At 37.3% G+C, this 20,680-nt stretch carries 15 protein-coding genes, 1 other RNA gene and 1 other annotated feature; of the genes, 8 read left to right on the top strand and 8 right to left on the bottom strand.

What is annotated here, in order from left to right; genetic code table 11:
• The first annotated feature begins 25 nt into the window (after positions 1-25).
• Both C1A05_RS04070 and dtd read left to right on the top strand, forming a co-directional pair.
• Positions 26-2,227, top strand: a complete 2,202-nt coding sequence (locus C1A05_RS04070; RefSeq protein ID WP_102026917.1) for a RelA/SpoT family protein — start codon at positions 26-28, stop codon at positions 2,225-2,227.
• A 16-nt stretch (positions 2,228-2,243) separates the two neighbouring features.
• The gene (gene dtd, locus C1A05_RS04075; protein ID WP_102026918.1) at positions 2,244-2,690 is read left to right on the top strand and encodes a D-aminoacyl-tRNA deacylase; all 447 of its coding nucleotides are present in this window, start codon (positions 2,244-2,246) and stop codon (positions 2,688-2,690) included.
• 131 nt (positions 2,691-2,821) lie between these two features.
• On the opposite strand, the gene C1A05_RS04080 is transcribed toward dtd, so the two are convergent.
• Positions 2,822-3,886, bottom strand: a complete 1,065-nt coding sequence (locus tag C1A05_RS04080; RefSeq protein ID WP_102026919.1) for an N-acetylmuramoyl-L-alanine amidase — start codon at positions 3,884-3,886, stop codon at positions 2,822-2,824.
• A 340-nt stretch (positions 3,887-4,226) separates the two neighbouring features.
• Here C1A05_RS04080 and C1A05_RS18155 point away from each other — a divergent pair, with 340 nt between their 5' ends.
• From C1A05_RS18155 to ssrS, 4 genes are all read left to right on the top strand, one after another.
• Positions 4,227-4,403: a hypothetical protein gene (locus C1A05_RS18155; RefSeq protein WP_200816471.1), complete on the top strand. Its 177-nt coding sequence runs from the start codon at positions 4,227-4,229 to the stop codon at positions 4,401-4,403.
• A gap of 48 nt (positions 4,404-4,451) precedes the next feature.
• Positions 4,452-4,693: a binding site (T-box leader), on the top strand.
• Positions 4,694-4,760: 67 nt separating this feature from the next.
• Positions 4,761-6,044: a histidine--tRNA ligase gene (hisS, locus tag C1A05_RS04085; protein ID WP_102026920.1), complete on the top strand. Its 1,284-nt coding sequence runs from the start codon at positions 4,761-4,763 to the stop codon at positions 6,042-6,044.
• Positions 6,041-7,807, top strand: a complete 1,767-nt coding sequence (gene aspS, locus C1A05_RS04090) for an aspartate--tRNA ligase (protein ID WP_102026921.1) — start codon at positions 6,041-6,043, stop codon at positions 7,805-7,807. The genes hisS and aspS overlap by 4 nt, the downstream gene beginning before the upstream one ends.
• Positions 7,808-7,953: 146 nt before the next feature.
• Positions 7,954-8,137: non-coding RNA, 6S RNA (gene ssrS / locus C1A05_RS04095), on the top strand.
• A 58-nt stretch (positions 8,138-8,195) separates the two neighbouring features.
• Here ssrS and argF read toward each other — a convergent pair.
• From argF to C1A05_RS04130, 7 genes are all read right to left on the bottom strand, one after another.
• Positions 8,196-9,164, bottom strand: coding sequence for an ornithine carbamoyltransferase (argF, locus tag C1A05_RS04100; RefSeq protein ID WP_102026922.1), 969 nt, complete (start codon positions 9,162-9,164; stop codon positions 8,196-8,198).
• Entirely contained in the window at positions 9,161-12,403 is a 3,243-nt protein-coding gene (carB, locus tag C1A05_RS04105) for a carbamoyl-phosphate synthase (glutamine-hydrolyzing) large subunit (protein WP_102026923.1), read from the bottom strand. Before carB ends, argF begins: the two co-directional genes overlap by 4 nt.
• A complete protein-coding gene (locus C1A05_RS04110) occupies positions 12,390-13,487 on the bottom strand; it encodes a carbamoyl phosphate synthase small subunit (RefSeq protein ID WP_102026924.1) in 1,098 nt (365 codons plus the stop codon). The genes carB and C1A05_RS04110 overlap by 14 nt, the downstream gene beginning before the upstream one ends.
• 19 nt (positions 13,488-13,506) lie before the next feature.
• Entirely contained in the window at positions 13,507-14,931 is a 1,425-nt protein-coding gene (gene argH / locus C1A05_RS04115; protein WP_102026925.1) for an argininosuccinate lyase, read from the bottom strand.
• Entirely contained in the window at positions 14,928-16,187 is a 1,260-nt protein-coding gene (locus C1A05_RS04120; RefSeq protein ID WP_102026926.1) for an argininosuccinate synthase, read from the bottom strand. The genes argH and C1A05_RS04120 overlap by 4 nt, the downstream gene beginning before the upstream one ends.
• Before the next feature lie 455 nt (positions 16,188-16,642).
• Positions 16,643-17,326: an RsfA family transcriptional regulator gene (locus tag C1A05_RS04125; RefSeq protein ID WP_102026927.1), complete on the bottom strand. Its 684-nt coding sequence runs from the start codon at positions 17,324-17,326 to the stop codon at positions 16,643-16,645.
• 222 nt (positions 17,327-17,548) lie between these two features.
• Positions 17,549-18,832: a replication-associated recombination protein A gene (locus C1A05_RS04130; RefSeq protein WP_102026928.1), complete on the bottom strand. Its 1,284-nt coding sequence runs from the start codon at positions 18,830-18,832 to the stop codon at positions 17,549-17,551.
• Between the two features lie 244 nt (positions 18,833-19,076).
• Between C1A05_RS04130 and cymR the strand changes: the two genes are divergently transcribed.
• Complete coding sequence (cymR, locus tag C1A05_RS04135) at positions 19,077-19,505, top strand: cysteine metabolism transcriptional regulator CymR (protein WP_102026929.1); 429 nt, start codon at positions 19,077-19,079, stop codon at positions 19,503-19,505.
• A 32-nt stretch (positions 19,506-19,537) separates the two neighbouring features.
• The gene (locus C1A05_RS04140) at positions 19,538-20,680 is read left to right on the top strand and encodes a cysteine desulfurase family protein (RefSeq protein ID WP_102026930.1); all 1,143 of its coding nucleotides are present in this window, start codon (positions 19,538-19,540) and stop codon (positions 20,678-20,680) included.

A 20,680-nucleotide genomic window follows, 5' to 3' on the forward strand; every position in this document is an offset into this window, starting at 1 on the left:
TTATTAATGTATATAAGGTGATTTCATGGCTAAGGACCAAATATTAACGAACGAAGATGTCATAAAAAAGGCTGCTCAATATCTTTCTGGAAAAGATATTGAGTTACTTGAGCGTGCCTATCTATTTGCGGAAAATGCCCATAAGGATCAATTTCGAAAATCCGGTGAGCCTTATATCATTCATCCGATTCAAGTTGCAGGTATTTTAGTGGATTTAGAGATGGATCCAGAAACCATTGCTTGTGGCTTTTTACATGATGTCGTCGAGGATACAGATTACACGTTAGAGGATATAAAAGAAAATTTTAATGAAGAAATAGCAATGTTAGTAGATGGCGTAACAAAACTGGGCAAAATTCGTTATAAATCAAAAGAGGCACAACAAGCCGAGAATCATAGAAAAATGTTTGTGGCCATGGCTAAAGATATTCGGGTTATTTTAATTAAGTTAGCAGACCGCTTGCATAACATGCGCACTTTAAAGCATTTACCACCTGAAAAGCAACGAAGAATTGCTAATGAAACCATTGAAATCTTTGCACCATTAGCACATCGACTTGGAATTTCTGCAATAAAGTGGGAGCTAGAAGATACTGCTCTTCGCTATTTAAATCCCCAACAATATTATCGTATCGTAAACTTAATGAAACAGAAGCGTGCGGAGCGCGAGAGTTATATTGAAGAAGTAATTGATGAAATCAATAAACAATTAGAAGATGTTCATATTTCAGCAGACATTAATGGTCGTCCTAAGCATTTATACAGTATTTATCAAAAGATGGTTATGCAAAACAAACAATTTAATGAAATATATGATTTGTTAGCCGTAAGAATAATCGTGAAAAGTATTAAAGACTGCTATGCAGTATTAGGTATTATCCATACTTGTTGGAAACCGATGCCTGGAAGATTTAAAGATTATATTGCAATGCCAAAAGCAAATCTTTATCAATCCTTGCATACAACAGTTATTGGTCCAAAAGGAGATCCACTTGAAGTACAAATACGTACTCAAGATATGCATGAAATTGCCGAATATGGAATTGCGGCTCACTGGGCATATAAGGAAGGCAAACCTGTAAATCGAGCAAAATCCTTTGAAAAGAAATTATCATGGTTCCGAGAAATTTTAGAATGGCAAAATGATGCAAACGATGCAGAAGAATTCATGGAATCCCTTAAGATGGATTTGTTTTCGGATATGGTGTATGTGTTTACCCCAAAGGGAGACGTTATTGAATTACCGTCGGGTTCTGTACCGATTGATTTTGCGTATCGTGTTCATACAGAAATTGGGAATAAAACAATTGGCGCAAAAGTTAATGGGAAAATGGAGCCTCTTGATTATAAGTTAAAAACGGGCGATATTTTAGAAATAATGACTTCAAAGCATTCCTATGGTCCTTCACAGGATTGGTTAAAAATTACGAAAACATCACAAGCGAAAAACAAAATCAAGCAGTTCTTCAAGAAACAAAAACGGGATGAACATATTGCCAAAGGTAAAGAATTGGTTGAAAAAGAACTGCATCAGCTAGGTGTTTCCTTAAAAGAAGTATTAACTACTGACAACTTACGTAAGGTTGGAGAGAAGTTTAACTTTAATCATGAGGATGATATGTTTGCTGCAGTTGGGTACCAAGGGATTACTGCTATGCAAATTGCAAATCGCTTAGCAGATAAAGTACGAAACAAACCAAAACAGCAAGACTTGGAAAAGGCACTGAGTGAATTAAAAACAGATAATGAAACAACGAAACGAAGAAAAACAGACTCTGGGGTAAGAGTAAAAGGAACAGATAATTTACTGATTCGGTTATCAAAATGTTGTAATCCCGTACCTGGTGATGAAATTATCGGATATATCACGAAGGGTCGTGGTGTTTCTGTTCATCGTGAAGATTGTTCCAATGTAAATCTTAATGATGAGGAGATGCAAGGTCGATTGTTAGAGGTTGAATGGGAAAGTGACGGCAATGACAAGAAGCAGTTTAGTGTAGACATTGAGGTTTCTGGTTATGACCGACATGGTGTATTAAATGAAGTATTGCAAGCAATCAATGAAACGAAAACAAGCATTACAGCCGTAACTGGTAAGTCCGATCAAAACCATATTGCGACAATTAACATTACAATTATGATTCATAATATTGATCATTTACGTAAAATTGTGGAACGTATTAAACAGATCCCTGAAGTATATACAGTAAGACGTAAGATTCAATAAGGAGTCGTTAAAAGACATGCGAGCAGTAATTCAAAAAGTAACTCAAGCGAAAGTAGAAGTGGAAGACAAGCAAGTGGGGGAAATTCAGGATGGACTTGTTGTATTGTTAGGTGTTACCCACGATGATAATGAAACGGATGCAGAATACTTAGCTGAAAAAATTGTCCATTTACGAATTTTTGAAGATGATCAGGAAAAAATGAATCTCTCCTTAAAGGATGTTGGAGGAAAGATTCTTTCTATTTCACAATTTACACTTTATGGGAACACCCGTAAAGGAAGACGGCCTAATTTTATGAATGCAGCGAAACCGGACGTGGCAAATCCGTTATACGAGAAATTCAATGACTTCATTAGGGAAAAAGGTATAGTAGTGGAGACTGGCGTTTTTGGTGCCATGATGAATGTTAGCTTAACCAATAATGGTCCTGTTACACTACTATTAGATAGTAAAGATCGTTAAGAAAAGGGTGCTTCTTTGATGAGAAGCACCCTTTTTTGTTTAGGGAATTATCATTTTAAAAACAGTGTATACGTTTACGAATAGGAATGGCCGCATCAAGCGATAGCGCCCTAGTGCTTCCACTTTTGTTCTTACTCGATATAATCAAAATATTGAATTAAACCTCTAATAATCCCGTTAGTAGCCTGTTGTTGAAATTGATCCCCTTTTACTATGTTTTCCTCTGTTTGATTGGATAAAAAGCCTAGTTCAAGTAATACAGAGGGTCGGATATTTTCTCGGACTACAAAATAATCCCCAAATCTTGCCTCTCTATTTTTTAACCCAGTTGCTTTTATGACCTCTTTTTGTATTTCATTTGCCAATGGATAATATTGATCATGGTAATAGAAAGTACCAATTCCGTGAACCTCAGGAAATTCTGGGGCACTATTATAGTGAATACTAATAAATGCATCTGCTTGATACGCATGAGAAAAAGCAACACGATTCTCAAGCGTTAAAAAGTAATCTGTTGTACGCGTTTGTATTGGTATTGCACCTAAACGTTCTAATTTTTCTGCTAAAAGATCACTCGTTCGGAAAGTAAGATACTTCTCATAGTCCCCTGTTACACTTATTGTTCCAGTATCATCTCCGCCATGTCCAGCATCAATAATAATGACTTTATTTTTCAGTAGGTCTTTTTCTTCTTGTGGTTGGTCTTTGTTATTGCTTACCGTATCTATTTTTTCAACTAGCCATTTTGCAACCCAACCCGTATTACCAGATGGAAGCTGAATTTTATACCAAGAATTTTTCTCTTCTAAAAACGGATAGGATTGTTGACCCTTTAGTTGATCCATAACCTTACCGTTCATATGGGGTTCTTCTCTTACTTGGACGGTCACATCTTTTGCATCTATTATGACATAGGCATCTAATTTATTACCAGATTGAGCTACAGTAACAAACTCCTGCGATACCCATCCTTCTGTTTGTCCCAATTTAATTTTATACCAAGTACCTGTTTGATCTAAAATGGTTACACTTGTGTTTTTATGAGCTTGTCCAACAACATCATACTCTGTACCAGGACCGCTTCTTATATTTAAATTATCTACTGTTATCGTTCCATCTACAGCAAATACGGGAGAGTTAAATAAAAGAAGTAGAAGAAAACTTAAAGAAGGAATATAAAGAATCTTCTTTTTCAAAAACGATACCTCCTACAAGCAATACGCTTAATCGAATAATGTATTTAATAGTACATTCATCTCTTTATTTTACCTAAGAATTGCTAAGTTGTACAATTCTTACTGTTTTTATGATGGATATAACAATCACAATAATATCATTATCTTGCAAAATGGGACGTGTTATTCCTCATAATCAATCTTAGGTATTGCCTTATAACCTAACTCACAATCCTTTCTAATCGAAACAAAAATTACTTTCCTATGTAAGATTTTCGCTCTTTATGTACAAAATAATATGGATTAAACAAAATCCTGTTATATTGGCATTCTATTCTTACTAGGAAAGGGAGGAACAAACATGAGAGTAAGTGGCAAAAGATTTGAATTAACACCGACAAGCCAAGACATATTCCATGTTGATTTTCATCGGTTTATGAATGCATCAACGGATCAATCTGCTATTGAGCTTGCTCAGGAATTTGGACTTTCATTAAAAGATGTTAAATATTTAAAAGAAAAGCTAAATCGTTCTTGACATTTTTCGCATAGAACATTATGATAATTATCAATTCAAAACTTTATAGCAGAACCTATGATAGAAAGAGTAATTAAGTAAATTGGTGAAAAGAGAGGATATGCCTTAGGCTGAAAGCATTTCCACATCGAAGCTTAATGAAGGACATTCTTGAGGTTCCACATTGAACGGTCGGTATTTCTTAGTAAATGTTGGACGCTCTTTACAGCGTTAAAATGAATGAGTGAAAGTGTTTTTTTTTATACACTTTAACTTAGGGTGGCAACGCGGGTTATAAACTCGTCCCTTTTTTATAAAGGGACGGGTTTTTTCTGTTTTTACAAGAATACGATTGATTAGATTATAGGAAGGGGATACATAATGATTAAAGCGCCAAGAGGTACAGAAGACATATTACCAAGCCAGGCAAAAAAGTGGCAATATGTGGAGGCGAAACTGAAAGATATTGCTAATGCATTTAACTACAATGAAATTCGCACTCCTTTATTTGAGAATACAGAACTCTTTCAACGTGGGGTGGGAGATACAACCGATATTGTTCAAAAGGAAATGTATACTTTTACAGATAGAGGTAACCGTAGCTTAACATTACGCCCAGAAGGAACAGCATCTGTTGTCCGTTCTTATGTTGAGCACAAATTATATGGTGATCCAACCCAACCTACTAAGCTGTATTATATCGGTCAAATGTTCCGTTATGAACGCCCGCAGAAAGGACGCAATCGACAGTTTGTACAGTTTGGGATTGAGGCACTAGGAAGTAGTGATCCGGCTGTAGATGCAGAAGTAATGGCTTTAGCAATGGAAAGCTATAAGACCTTCGGATTAAAATCACTGAAACTTGTGATAAATAGCCTAGGTGATAAAGAAAGTAGAACGAATCATAGACAGGCATTAATCAATCATTTCACACCTCACAAGGATGAATTGTGTAATGACTGTCAAGCTCGACTAGATAAAAATCCATTACGTGTACTCGATTGCAAAAAGGATCGAGACCATCCTGCAATGAAATCGGCACCTTCTATAATCGAGTATTTAAATGAAGATTCAAAGAAGTATTTCGATCAAGTGAAAAGCTACCTAGAAAAGATGGGAATCCCATATGTGGAAGATCCAACTCTAGTACGTGGATTAGATTACTATAATCATACGGCTTTTGAAATTATGAGTGATGCTGAGGGATTTGGAGCAATTACAACACTTTCTGGTGGTGGAAGATATAACGGGTTAGTACAGGACTTAGGTGGACCAGAGACACCTGGAATCGGATTTGCACTAAGTATTGAACGATTGTTGTTGGCATTAGAAGCGGAAAACATTACGTTGCCAATAGACGAGGCATTAGACTGCTATATCGTTTCAATGGGTGAGGAAGCAAGGCAAGAAGCGGTTGGACTATGTCATAATTTACGACTATCCGGTTTAAAAGTAGATATCGATTATCTAGATCGAAAAATGAAAGCACAGTTTAAGCAAGCAGACCGCTTCCATGCGAAATACGTTTTAGTATTAGGTGAAAATGAACTAAAAGAAAATAAAATTGCTGTGAAAGATATGGGAACTGGGGAGCAATCGGAAAAATCATTTGAAGAGATTATCTCCTTCCTAAAAAAATCCATTAAGGGGGAAGTAAAATGAGTGAGCGTATGCAATGTGGCAGGTTAACAGAGGAGCATATCGGCCAAGAAGTTCTTTTAAAAGGCTGGGTTCAAAAACGTCGGGACTTAGGTGGACTCATTTTTATTGATTTACGTGATCGCTCTGGTTTGGTACAAATCGTCTTTAATCCTTCTTTTAATGAAGAAGCATTAAAGGTAGCAGAATCAATCCGTAGTGAATATGTGTTAGAAGTAAAAGGTAAAGTTGTAGCTCGTGATGCAAGTACTGTCAATAAAAATATGGAAACAGGAACAATTGAAATAGAAGTTTCAGCAGTATCTATTTTAAACAAATCAGAAAACCCACCGTTTTTAATACAAAATGAACTAGATACTGCAGAAGATTTACGTTTAAGATACCGATATTTAGATTTGCGACGTAAACCATTACAAGAAACATTTAAAATTAGACATCAAACATCTCAGGTTATCCGGAATTTCCTAAATGAAGAGGAATTTTATGAGATGGAAACACCGATGTTAACTAAAAGTACCCCAGAGGGCGCTCGAGATTACTTAGTACCGAGTCGAGTTCATCCTGGAGAATTTTATGCATTACCTCAGTCCCCACAATTATTTAAACAAATGTTAATGGTAGCGGGATTTGAAAAATATTATCAATTTGCACGTTGCTTCCGTGATGAAGACCTCCGTGCAGACAGACAGCCGGAATTTACACAAATCGATATTGAAACATCGTTTATGTCAAAAGCAGATATTATGGCGATGACAGAACGAATGATGACAAGAGTGATGAAGGAAATCAAAGGATTAGATATTCAGACACCATTCCCAACGATTTCTTATCAGGAAGCGATGGAAAGATTCGGTTCTGATAAACCGGATACACGATTTGACATGGAGCTTGTATCGGTATCTGAAATTGTGGAAAATTCAAGTTTCCAAGTATTTCGTGGAGCAGTACAAGCTGGTGGGAAAGTTAGTGCACTTAATGTGAAAGGGAAAGCAAAGGACTTTTCGAGAAAAGACATTGATCATTTAACAGAATTTGTAAAAATTTACGGAGCAAAAGGTTTAGCCTGGTTAAAGGCTGACGCGGGTCAGTTAACTGGACCAATTGCAAAGTTTTTATCTGAGGAAGAGGTAGCTGGTATTTCATCTGCGCTAGGAGTGGAAGATGGCGATTTACTACTATTTGTAGCGGATAAAACAAATGTTGTATATGAGAGCTTAGGTGCCTTACGATTAAAGCTTGGTAAGGAATTAGGTCTAGTCGATGAATCTAAGTTCCATTTCTTATGGGTAACAGACTGGCCTCTATTAGAGTATGACGAAGAGTTAGGTAGATATTTTGCGGCACATCATCCATTTACAATGCCTGAAAATGGAGATGTGGAAAAACTAAGAACCAATCCTGCAGAAGTGAAGGCTGAAGCCTATGACCTCGTGTTAAATGGGTATGAGCTAGGTGGTGGGTCTTTACGTATTTATAATAAAGAGATGCAAGAGCAAATGTTTGAAGTATTAGGATTTTCGAAGGAAGAAGCGAATAGTCAATTTGGCTTTCTAATGGAAGCATTAGAGTTCGGTGCACCACCACATGGAGGAATCGCACTCGGCTTTGATCGATTTATTATGCTGCTTGCAGGTAGAACCAATTTACGGGATACGATCCTTTTCCCAAAAACAGCATCAGCTTCCGATCTCTTAACAGCGGCGCCATCAGAAGTTAGTCATGCACAACTGGATGAGCTACAACTGAAGTTAAATCGCAAGGAGTAACAGTGTCGTTTCTTACTCATGTCAATACGTTAAAATCTTGTAATATAGGCGAATATATGTAAAGCATTTGTAAAAATTGTTAGCTGTTCTCTACTTGATATGAGCAAGTTATATATGCTATCATTCAAGTATAGTAATTGAGGTAATCAATCCTGATGTGTTCGTCTTAACCAATTAGTTTTGACCGAACAACAACGTAAACGGGAGCCTGGAGTTTCTATTGTGGCGTGCAAGCCTCCTAAGAGAGGAAGTATAAAACAAAGAACAGGGCACCCACCTGCCGAGAGCGGGTTCAAAACGTTTAAGGGTGACGGCACGATTGGGATTGATGATACATAACGTATAAAGTAAACCTTCGACAAGGGATGTCGAAGGTTTTTTACTGTGTTTATTCCAATTCTCCCATAATAGCTGTTAGTAAAGCTTTTTGGGCATGAAGGCGGTTTTCTGACTGCTGAAAGATTACAGACTGTTCTCCATCTATTACATCTGTACTTACTTCTTCGCCTCGATGTGCCGGTAAGCAGTGCATAAAAATCGCATCCTTTTTTGCTTCATTCATAATATTTTCATTTACTTGAAAAGGACGGAATGCAAGTTCTCTTTCGATTTGTTCCTCTTCTTGCCCCATACTTGCCCATACATCGGTGTAAATAACATCTGCCTCCATCGCTGCATGAAGAGGAGAATTTGTAATTTCAACGGAACTATTTTCTTGTTTTGCAATCGTTTGAGCGAACTCCGTAATCGAATTTAATGGTTCGTAGCCATTAGGGGATGCAACTGTGATATTGGCACCTACTTTTGCACATCCAATCATTAGGGAGTGGGCCATATTATTGCCATCTCCAATATAAGCAATGTTCATTCCATTTAAAGTACCTTTCCTTTCTTTAATGGTGAGTAGGTCTGCTAATACTTGGCAAGGGTGATATAGGTCCGTTAAACCATTAATTACTGGGATAGAGGCATGTGTTGCAAGTGCGTCAATCGTTCCTTGGTCAAATGTTCGAATCATTATTCCATCTACATAGCTAGATAAAACGTTAGCGGTATCGGAGATGGATTCCCCTCTACTAAGTTGAATATCATTTTTGCTTAAGAATAAAGCAGAGCCCCCTAACTGATACATGCCAACCTCAAAGGAAACCCTCGTTCTCGTGGATGCTTTCTCAAAAATCATGGCTAACGTTTTTCCTTTTAGCGGATGATTGATCAAGCCTTGTTTATAACGCTTCTTTAAATAGATTGCTAAATCCAGTAAAGTATGGATCTCCTCTTTAGAAAAATCCTTTAATGATAAAAAGTTTTTTCCTTTTAGCTCGTTTGTAACGTCCTCTCTATATAACGTGTTCATTTAGTGACACGCTCCTTTTGCCTATTCAAATTTTCCGTCATTAATACATAATCTTGGATTGATTTTGGAACCTCCATGTCGTGATGCATGACGCTTAAATATGCAAGTAAACTCTGTAAGGAAGAAAAACATGCTGTATGCATTTTTAACGCCGTTTCTCTAAGGTTCTGCCACTTTTCAACCCCTTTTGTTTCTACACTTGTATACAGAATTTGCAGTATGTTATCTGTACATAACTGGATTGCCTCATCAATGGTGATGATGTGATCAATGATTATTCCCGTTTCCGCAAGTAAGGTTGCTCCGGGCTTTGTTGAAAATGTTGTAATATCGTTTAATACATCTTTCAGTTGATGAATGTGTGTTAAATCGGCACGAGAAGGGGAAAGGAATACATTTGGCTTCTGTTCCAATTGTTCTGTTTGTTCTTTCCAATGAAACGCTTTTTTCATTGCAGATTGTAGAGACATTCCTAGTCCTATTACTTCACCTGTCGATTTCATTTCTGGACCTAATAAAGGGTCAACGTCTTTTAGCTTATTCGTAGAAAAAACCGGAGCTTTTACTGCATAATAGGGCATTTCTTGATGTAAACCAAGCTCATATCCTAATGTTTTTAAACTTTTACCCATTTGCACTTTTGTGGCCAAATTCACTAATGGAACTCCAGTTATTTTACTTACGATTGGAACAGTCCTAGATGCTCGAGGATTTACCTCAAGGACATAAAGAGATTGATCCTCTTCTTTTATGACAAACTGAATATTTAAAGCACCTTTTGCATTCATTTTTTTTGAAATCTTTTTCGTATATTCTGTAATAAGTTGTTTTTGTTTTAATGTGAGGTTTGGTGCAGGGAAGATAGCCATACTATCACCAGAATGGATGCCAGCATGCTCCACATGTTGAAAAACACCAGGAATTATAATATCTTCCCCATCGCACACAGCATCCACTTCAACCTCCATTCCTTGAATAAAGGAATCTACTAATATAGGAAACATCTTATCTTGTTCATCCAAATCTACTATTTCCCCTACATAATCGTTTAGCTCCTGATCATTTCGAATGACAACCATCCCACTACCACCTATAACGTAGGAAGGTCGTAGAAGAATTGGGAATCCTAAAGTATTCACTGCTGCCTTTAGTTGTTGTACGTTTGTAATGGTTTCCCCAGGAATGTGAGGGATGTTTAATTTTTGCAATAAGTTGTAAAAGCGTTCTCGGTTTTCGGTCATTTCAATAGCATCAGTAGTGGTTCCTAAGACGGGTATTCCTTTTTCCGCTAACCCATCAGCCAAATGGATAGCCGTTTGACCACCAAACTGTACGATTACACCAGTTGCTTCCTCTGTTTCAATTACATTCACTACGTCTTCTAATGTGAGAGGTTCAAAAAATAAATGATCAGCTATGTGAATGTCCGTACTTACGGTTTCTGGATTATTGTTTATCACAATCGTTTCATAGTTTTGTTCTTTTAAAGAGAGAGCGGCTTGAACAGAGCAATAGTCAAATTCGATGCCTTGCCCAATACGAATTGGTCCAGAGCCTAAAACAACAATTTTATGCTCTTTCGTAAGTGGGGGAACTTCATTATATTCCTTCCATGTGCTGTAAAAGTATGGAGTTTTTGCTTCGAATTCTCCAGCACACGTATCAACCATTTTGTAGGCTGGTTTTAGCTGCAACTCTTTTAATTTGTTCTCAATGGTTTCTTCTTGCTGATGAAATAATTTCGCTAACGTTTGATTGGAGTAACCATATACTTTGGCGTTCAGAAGCATCTCTTTCGTTACAGCTCCCCAATCTGTATGCTTTAATTCCTGTTCTACTTGGATAAGCTGCTTCATTTCAATAAGAAAGTATTTTGTAATATTCGTTAATTCATAAAGCGTTTCAATCGAATATCCACGACGTAAAGCTTCGGCTATAGCAAAGAGTCTATCATCAGTTGGGTATATTAGCTTATTCTCAAGTTCTTTATTCGTAACGTTAGCTAGGGAAGGGAGGTCGAGATCGCCTACACCGGCTTCTAATGAACGAATTGCCTTTTGAAGAGCAGCAGGAAAGTTACGTGCTAGTGCCATCACTTCTCCTGTAGCCATCATTTGAGTACCTAATAATGTATTCGCATGTTTAAATTTATCAAATGGCCATCTCGGTATTTTAACAGCAAGATAATCCATTGTTGGCTCAAAGCTTGCAAATTGCTCTTTTGTAATTGGATTGTAAATTTCATCTAAGTGATAACCTAATGCTAGTTTGGCAGCAATTCTAGCAATGGGATATCCAGTTGCTTTTGAAGCAAGGGCACTGGAACGGCTTACCCTAGGATTTACTTCAATAATCACATATTCATTTGTTTCGGGATGAAGGGCAAATTGAATGTTGCAGCCACCGATTACCCCAAGCGCACGAATTACTTTGCAAGATACATTACGAAGCATTTGATATTGGTAATCATTTAACGTTTGAGAGGGAGCGACTACAATACTATCCCCTGTATGAACGCCAACAGGATCGATATTTTCCATATTGCAAATAATAATACAAGTATCATTGGCATCGCGCATCACTTCATATTCAATTTCTTTCCAACCCTTTACACTTTGTTCTACTAGAATTTGATTAATTGGACTAGCATGAATACCAGTCTTTGCAATCCGGATTAGCTCTTCTGTATTATTTGCAATTCCACCACCAGCGCCTCCAAGTGTATATGCAGGTCGAACAATAATTGGATAGTTCATTTTTGTGGCAAACTGAGCGGCTTCCTCTATTGAAGTGGTGGAGATGCTTTCAGCAACTGGCTCCTGTATCTCTTTCATCATTGCTTTAAAAAGCTCTCGATCTTCTCCTTTTTGAATGGTGTCTAAAGGAGTCCCTAATAGCTGCACATTATACCTCTCCAATATATTAGACTCACTTAGGGAAACAGCAAGATTTAAGCCTGTTTGCCCACCGAGTGTTGGCAACAGGCCGTCTGGTCGTTCGAATTCAATTATTTTTTCAATAGATTCACAGGTTAATGGTTCTAAATAAACCCGATCTGCAATTTTTTCATCGGTCATAATGGTTGCTGGGTTATTGTTTACTAACACAACTTCCATTTCCTCTTCTTTAAGAGCCAAACACGCCTGTGTTCCAGCATAGTCGAATTCTGCAGCTTGCCCAATTACTACTGGTCCAGAACCAATTACTAATACTTTGTTGATTTGCTCATACTTTGGCATGCTCTCTCGCTCCTTTTTCCTGTAATAACTGATAGAAATGCTCAAAAATATGATGTGAATCTAGTGGACCTGGATGTGCTTCTGGATGAAATTGGACTGCAATTATTGGTTTAGAACGGTGGACCATCCCCTCAACGGAATTGTCATTGACATTAATATGGGATATGTTCCAAACGGTTTTGTTAAGGGATTGTTCATCCACTACATAACCATGATTTTGTGATGTAATGTAGACCTTTCCTGTTTTTAAATCTTTTACAGGATGATTACTACCCCGATGTCCGAATGGTAATCGTTTGGTTTTCCCTCCATAGGCTAGTGCCAACAGCTGATGACCTAAACAAATCCCTAGCGTTGGATATTGATCTGCCATCTCTTTCAACTTTGGTAGGAGACTTTGTAAATCTTCAGGATTTCCTGGTCCATTTGAAAATAAGATTCCATCTGGGTGTAATGCTTGAATTTCCTGTAATGTCGAATGATAAGGAACAACTGTTACATGACAACTTAAATTTAACAAAGCGTTGACAATGGAGTGCTTATAGCCAAAGTCCACCACAACAACGTGTTTCGTTCTTTCTCTATTTGTTTTTTGGTAAAAGGTATGTGTCGTCGAGACAGATACTGTTTTGACAATATTCGGGTCCACCTTTTCGATAATAGGTTTTTCATCTTTGTTACTGGTCATTTTTCCGAATACATTTCCGTTATTTCGTACAATTGTTGTAAGTCTTCTTGTGTCCATATCATAAAGGATAGGAATGTCAAATTTCTGAACCATTTCCATAATCGAATATTGAGATTCTGCGTGCTCTGGTGTAACGCATGGAAAATTTATAATAAGGCCGGCCACTTGCGGTCGTACACTCTCAAAAGCCGTATCATTGAAGCCGTAATTTCCAATCAATGGGTAAGTCATGATCACAATTTGACCTGCGTAGGAAGGGTCTGTCATAACTTCTTGATAACCGGTCATTGCAGTGTTAAATACGAGTTCCCCTTCCATTTCCTTCTTTGGGGATAACCATTTTCCCTCCAAAATATCTCCAGTACTTAAAACGAGATAGCCTGTTTCCCCTGCCATTTCCTTCATCTCCTTCTCTTTAGGTTAACAGCATATCTTTTAATGGCTCGTAATTTGTGACCCATTTCATATTAGAATCTATTAGTTCTTCCGCTATTTGCAATTGCTCCATTACCCGTTCTTTCGCGGTGCCACCAAATACGTTACGAGCATCTACAACAGATGCTGGGGCAAGGACGTCATAAATATCTTCTTTGATTACATGCGAAAACTGTTGAAACGTATCAAAGGGTAAGTTCAATAAATAATTATTTGTTTGAATACAGTGCAAAACAATTTGACCAACAATGGCGTGTGCTTCGCGGAAGGGTATATTTTTGCTAACCAAATAGTCAGCAAGGTCGGTGGCATTTGAAAAATCATGTTGCACCGCCTTATGCATTGTATCTTTGTTTACGGTCATGGTCTCAATCATTGGAGCAAAGAGCGCGAGTGCCCCTTCTAGCGTCTCAACAGAATCAAACATACCCTCCTTGTCTTCTTGCATATCCTTGTTATAAGCAAGTGGTAATCCTTTTAACGTCGTTAGCATTCCAATTAGATGTCCATAGATTCTTCCTGTCTTTCCCCGTATTAGCTCTGCTACATCTGGATTTTTCTTTTGGGGCATCATACTGCTACCCGTACAAAAAGCATCATCCAGCTCGATAAAATGAAATTCAGTACTAGACCACTGGATAAGTTCTTCACACAGTCTAGACAAGTGCATAGAAATAAGAGATGCATTTGAAAGAAATTCCACAACGAAGTCACGATCACTTACGGCATCTAAACTATTAAACGAAACTCCGTCAAAATGTAGTTTTTGAGCGACATACTCCCGGTCTATTGGAAAAGTGGTACCTGCTAATGCTCCTGCACCTAATGGAGATTGATTGACGCGTTTATAACTATCTACTAAACGTTCTACATCTCGTTGAAACATAAATACATAGGCCAACATATGATGAGCAAAACGGACAGGCTGGGCCCGTTGGAGATGTGTGTATCCTGGTAAAATGGTATCTATATTTTGCTTTGCTTGGGCCATTAAAGCCTTCTGGACTTTTGAGAGAAGGTCTACAATATGAACAATAGATTCGCGTAAATATAAGCGCATATCAAGAGCAACTTGGTCGTTTCTACTTCTTCCAGTGTGCAATTTCCCACCTGTAGGACCAATTTCCTCCATTAATAGCTTTTCCACATTCATATGAATGTCTTCCTGTTCAACCGACAGGGTAGCCTCGCCATTATTAATTTTTTGAGCTACATTCTTTAAGCCCTGTATGATTACCTCAGCATCGTTACTTGAGATAATCTTGCATTTAGCCAACATTTCGACATGAGCTAAACTGCCTAAAATATCAAATTTCGCAAGCTTTTGATCAAAGGAAATTGATGCTGTATATTCATCCACTAATTCGTTTGTTGGTTTCGTAAATCGTCCACCCCAAAGTTTCATTGCTTTACCGCTTCCTTCATATCGATAATAATTTGGTCTATTTTCACATCTTTCTTAGCATACTCCTGAGTCACAGTTGAGTGTACTTTTGTTGGGAGCCCCCATAATTTTATAAATCCTAGTGCTGCATTATGATCGAAGCTATCCTCTGGCTTGTAGGTTGCTAGATCGAAATCATACAAGGAATGTGCAGACATTCTTCCAACAACATGGTGATGTCCTTTGTATAGTTTCACTTTTACTGTTCCAGAAACATATTTCTGTGTTTCCTCAATAAAGGATAGTAATGCATTTGTTAGCGGTGAATACCACAGACCATCATAAATGGTTTGCGCTAGTTTCTGTTCAATAGTTGGTTTAAACTGTGCAACTTCTCTTGGTAGTGTCAATGCTTCCAGCTCTTGATGGGCAGCAATTAAAGTTAATGCTGCAGGTGCTTCATATACCTCTCTTGATTTAATACCAACTAATCTATTTTCAACGTGGTCAATCCGTCCGACACCATGCTTTCCAGCAATTTTGTTAAGCGTTACGATTAATTCTTCTAACGGTAATGTTTCTCCGTTTAAAGAAATTGGTTTTCCTTGGTCAAAAGTTACTTGGACAATTTCTGCTTCATTAGGTGCGTCAATGGGATCAACCGTTAACTCAAAGGCGTCTTTTGGTGGCTCAGCCCATGGATCTTCCAAAATTCCGCATTCATTACTACGCCCCCATAAATTTTGATCGATACTATAAGGATTATCTAAATCTATTGGAATAGGGATCTGATGTTGTTTTGCATATGCAATTTCTTCGTCTCGGGACATTGCCCATTCACGAACAGGAGCTACAATTTTTAGGTTTGGATTTAATGCCGTAAACGCAACATCAAATCTAACTTGATCGTTTCCTTTCCCTGTACAGCCATGTGCAACAGCAACAGCTCCTTCTTTAGCAGCGATTTCTGTAAGTACTTTCGCAATAAGTGGACGAGACAAAGCGGAAATTAACGGATATTTACTTTCATATAGTAAATTTGCCTTTAATGCCGGCAATACATAATCGTTAGCGAATAATGCCTTTGCATCCACTACGTAAGATTTAATTGCTCCTACATGGAGTGCCTTTTCCTTTACGAAATCAAGATCCTTTCCTTCTCCAACATCTAACGCCACTGCAATAACGTCATAATGGTATTGGTCCTGTAACCACTTAATGGCGACGGATGTATCAAGACCTCCAGAATAAGCTAAAACGATTTTTTCTCTTGTCAATTAAATCTCCTCCCTTTTCACAATGTATTTTTATTTACTGTTTTGTATTATTATGCATAAATGAATGAAGAGTTTCAATAGAAAATCAGAAAAAAACTTAAAAAATAAGCATTTTGTTTTACTTGAGAGAGGAGTTGTTTGTATTTTAATACATGGGGTTGTATAAATGAGGGTGGGGGTATTAACGCTATGTAGGATAAACCTCCTTCTATTCTGCTCTGTTACCTTTAGCAAGCCCTATAAATAAAAAAATGGGACAAAAGCATTTCGTCCCATTTATGAAATCGTGTTCTTTGTATTTTTTTATTTAAAGAAAAAGCGAAGTATTTTGCGGCAGCATTTTTAGCACGCATTATCCAATAGATGAGTGAGAGCATTACTGCGAATTATAGATAAATACATATAATATAGCTCTATTAATTACAGCTCGTCCATCTATTTCTATTGAAGGAGGTTTATCTCGCAACACGCTCTAGGTTGCCGTTTTTCTCCATACGAAATTGTTTTGGTTCACTATTATCATCGTCATCAAAAACGACCATTTTTCTTGCTTTATCCATAATGGACATAAGCACCTGATAGTCTTCTTCCATGGATTCGTATTTCTTTTCTAATTTCGCTAGTTTTTGCTGTAATTTTTCATTCTCATCTCGTAATAAATTATTATCTTGCTCTAATTTTGTCATTAGCGTTTGAGATTTATAGCTAGTTTCATATTCATTCTTAAATTCTTTCAAATAGGAGATAACCTCGTCAATAGAACGAAAGGAACCATTAGCTTGTGTTCGCGAAATTTGTCCAACACTTTCCATTACATTTGATTGGATTGTTGTAGATGATGTTGGAATTGGTGTTTGTTCATATGTTGGTGTAGGTCTTGGCGTATAACGTTGTTGATTCGCCATGGCACGTTTTTTTTCTTTTCTTTGACGTTTCGCAATCTCTATTGCTTTTTCATAACGTCTTCTAACCTCTGCATTCCAACGAAAGCCGCAAGCTGCAGCTGTTCTATTTAATTTGTCTCCAACTTCTTCAAAAGCTGTTAACTGCGTACTACCTTCACGAATATGTCTTAAAACTGTTTCGGCGAGTAGTAGATCGTCTTCGTGTGACCATGCATCTTGTCTTACTTTGGCCATAATTTCCACTCCTTTTTAATTGTGTTTAAAGTTTGTTATCGTAACAAAAAATGATATAAACATAGGAAAACAAAAGTATTATTAAGGTAAAAGGTTATAAATATACCATTTGTTTCTTTCGTTTCCTTCGTTTTAGCGGAAGCAAATCGTATGTACTTACGCTTTTTTAATAGTTTGTTAATGTTTATATCTATTATGGACAATTAAAAAGGAGCTTATACTCTATTTATTCTTTTTTTGTTGTTCTAAAATATTGGAATAGATTTTCTTTAAGGACGCCTCAAATTTACCAGTCTCTTTTGGTTGAAAGTATTCTTTATTTTTAATAGAGTTTGGCAAATATTGCTGTACTACAAAACCTTGTTCATAATTGTGGGGATACTTATATTCCACTCCTCGCCCTAATGCTTTTGCTCCTTTATAATGAGCATCCTTTAAGTGCATTGGAATATCTCCTGATTTACCATCCCGTATATCCTGTAAGGCTTCATCTAACGCTTTATAGGCAGAATTGGATTTAGGTGATAAACATAGTTCAATAACCGCAACAGACAATGGAATCCTTGCTTCTGGAAACCCAATACGTTCTGCAGCTTGGACGGCGAATAATGCTCTTGGCCCTGCTTGTGGGTTAGCTAGACCAATATCTTCATAAGCACAAACAACCATTCTTCTAGCAATGCTATCTAAATCACCAGCCTCTATTAAACGACCTAAATAATGCAAAGCGGCATTTACGTCACTTCCACGAATCGATTTTTGAAAGGCAGATAAAACGTCATAGTGTGCATCTCCATCTTTATCATGGGAGAAGCTTTTTTTCTGCATACATTCTTCTGCAATCGTTAAATCAATGTTAATATCATCATTCGAATCTGGTTTCGTGCTCATTACTGCGAGCTCCAGTCCATTTAAAGAAGAGCGCAAATCACCATTGGAGGAATTCGCAAAATGGTCCAGTGCATCGTCTGTAATGTTTACCTTGTATTTTCCTAAGCCTAACGTTTCATCTTGTAAAGCATTAACAAGCCCGACTTTTACATCCTCCGGTTCTAATTTATGTAACTCAAATAAATGACATCTGCTTCGAATGGCAGGATTGATAGAGTGATAAGGGTTGCTTGTAGTACAACCGATAAGTGTTAGTAAATTGCTTTCCAAATGTGGTAGTAGGAAATCCTGTTTTGCTTTATCCAATCGGTGAACCTCATCTAGTATTAATACTAATTGCCCTGAAAACTTTGCTTCTTCAACAGCGATTTCCATGTCTTTTTTCTTATCTACTACTGCATTCAAAAGCTTATAAGGAAGCTTTAAACTTTTGGCTATGGCCATTGCCATACTTGTTTTCCCTGTACCTGGAGGGCCGAATAAAATCATAGAAGAAAGCATATTCGCTTCTACCATTCTCCGAATCATTTTTCCTTCTCCAACTAAATGTTGCTGACCAATAATACCCTCCATATTTTGTGGGCGCATTCGATAAGCTAATGGTTTCCGACTCAATATTATGTCTCCTTTTTCTTAACAATTGCTTTTTTATAATGAAACAGGATGCTTTTCTAGTTCCGAAATATCTATATTCTTTTCATACTTAAAGGGTAATCTTCGTGCCTTTAAAATGCAAGGGAGGAGTGTTCATGCTATAATATCAGTTGTTGCTTATAGCGGATGTTAGAAAGAATGCGTATAATGGAAGTTTTTCATATAATGAACAAAATGTTTTTAATGATTAAAGGGAGGCTAAGTAGTGAAAATTTCTACTAAAGGAAGATATGGTTTAACAATAATGATTGATCTTGCGAAATCATATGATGCCAAAAAACCAATATCCTTAAAAAGTATTGCTACGGACCATAATTTATCAGAGCATTATTTAGAACAACTAATAGCTCCCCTACGTAATAATAGTCTCGTTAAAAGTGTGCGCGGTGCCCATGGTGGATATTTACTAACAAAGGACCCTACGAACATTACAGCAGGTGATGTTATACGGGTTTTGGAAGGACCAATCACACCTGTTGAAGGAATAGAAGACGAAGAAGAACCAGCAAAACGTGATTTATGGTTGCGAATTAGGGATGCCGTAAAAGATGTGTTAGATACAACGACATTAGAGGATTTGGCAAACTACAAGGACGATGAAGACCGATTAGAGGGTTATATGTTTTATATTTAATGGTCAATGTTATAAGAAAGAAGGGAACGTACATGAACCCAATTTATTTAGATCATGCTGCAACAACTCCAGTACACCCAGAGGTTGTTCAAGCGATGTTACCTATTTTAGAAAATGTATATGGGAATCCTTCAAGTATTCACTATTTCGGACGACAAGCTCGGAAAATTCTAGATGAAGCTAGGAGAACGATTGCCAGTAGCATAAATGCTCAAGATAAAGAAATAATTTTTACCGCTGGTGGTACGGAGGCAGATAACTTAGCAATACTTGGTGTTGCCAAAAAATACAAGCATAAGGGTAAGCATATTATTACTACTTCCATTGAACATCATGCTACTCTTCATACAGCCGAGTATTTAGAAAAGGAAGGATTTGAAGTAACCTATTTACCAGTGAATGAAAATGGTCAAATTTCGATAGACGACCTAGAAGCAAATTTGCGAGATGATACGATACTTGTATCCATTATGTATGTAAATAACGAAACTGGGGTTATACAACCAATTCAAGAAATTGGATTTATACTTGAAAACCACCAGGCTTTATTCCATACCGATGCGGTTCAAGCGTATGGGGTATTACCTATTGATGTTCAGCTTTTAGGGGTGGATTTACTCAGTGCATCTGCTCATAAAATATATGGCCCAAAGGGAATTGGCTTTTTATATGCTAAGGAAGGCATTATGTTAGAGGCAATGCAGCATGGTGGTGAACAAGAACGAAAACGACGTGCAGGTACGGAAAACACTTCTGCAATTGCCGGCTTTCAAAAAGCGGTTGAGCTCGTTATGGAAGAGCGGAAAAAAAGAATGGAAACATATGTAGTCTATCGTAAATTGTTTTTAGATACGTTATCGGACCAAGGAATACAGTATGAAATTAATGGGAATCCAGCGATTTCGATTCCTTCGACGATTAATCTGAGTTTTCCAGGTACAAATGTGGAAAGCTTACTAACGAATTTTGATTTAGCTGGTGTTGCAGCCTCAAGTGGCTCGGCATGTACGGCGGGTTCAGTGGATCCATCCCATGTTTTGTCAGCGATGTATGGGTCAGATAACGAAAGAACGAAAAATTCGATTCGCTTTAGCTTCGGTATTGCGAATAACGAAGAAAACATAAAAGAAGCTGCATTAAAGGTAGCTTCTATTGTAAAGAGATTAACAAATTGA

Origin of the sequence: Salirhabdus sp. Marseille-P4669, from assembly GCF_900240405.1 — a bacterium.
Taxonomy (GTDB): domain Bacteria; phylum Bacillota; class Bacilli; order Bacillales; family Alkalibacillaceae; genus OEQK01.

What these genes read in the sequence shown, in the direction of transcription:
- C1A05_RS04070 (WP_102026917.1), top strand. Translation starts at nt 26, where the DNA reads ATGGCTAAGGACCAAATATTAACGAACGAAGATGTCATAAAAAAGGCT.
- C1A05_RS18155 (WP_200816471.1), top strand. Translation starts at nt 4,227, where the DNA reads ATGAGAGTAAGTGGCAAAAGATTTGAATTAACACCGACAAGCCAAGAC.
- C1A05_RS04110 (WP_102026924.1), bottom strand. Translation starts at nt 13,487, where the DNA reads ATGGCAGGGGAAACAGGCTATCTCGTTTTAAGTACTGGAGATATTTTG.
- dtd (WP_102026918.1), top strand. Translation starts at nt 2,244, where the DNA reads ATGCGAGCAGTAATTCAAAAAGTAACTCAAGCGAAAGTAGAAGTGGAA.
- C1A05_RS04140 (WP_102026930.1), top strand. Translation starts at nt 19,538, where the DNA reads ATGAACCCAATTTATTTAGATCATGCTGCAACAACTCCAGTACACCCA.
- argH (WP_102026925.1), bottom strand. Translation starts at nt 14,931, where the DNA reads ATGAAACTTTGGGGTGGACGATTTACGAAACCAACAAACGAATTAGTG.
- carB (WP_102026923.1), bottom strand. Translation starts at nt 12,403, where the DNA reads ATGCCAAAGTATGAGCAAATCAACAAAGTATTAGTAATTGGTTCTGGA.
- aspS (WP_102026921.1), top strand. Translation starts at nt 6,041, where the DNA reads ATGAGTGAGCGTATGCAATGTGGCAGGTTAACAGAGGAGCATATCGGC.
- C1A05_RS04125 (WP_102026927.1), bottom strand. Translation starts at nt 17,326, where the DNA reads ATGGCCAAAGTAAGACAAGATGCATGGTCACACGAAGACGATCTACTA.
- argF (WP_102026922.1), bottom strand. Translation starts at nt 9,164, where the DNA reads ATGAACACGTTATATAGAGAGGACGTTACAAACGAGCTAAAAGGAAAA.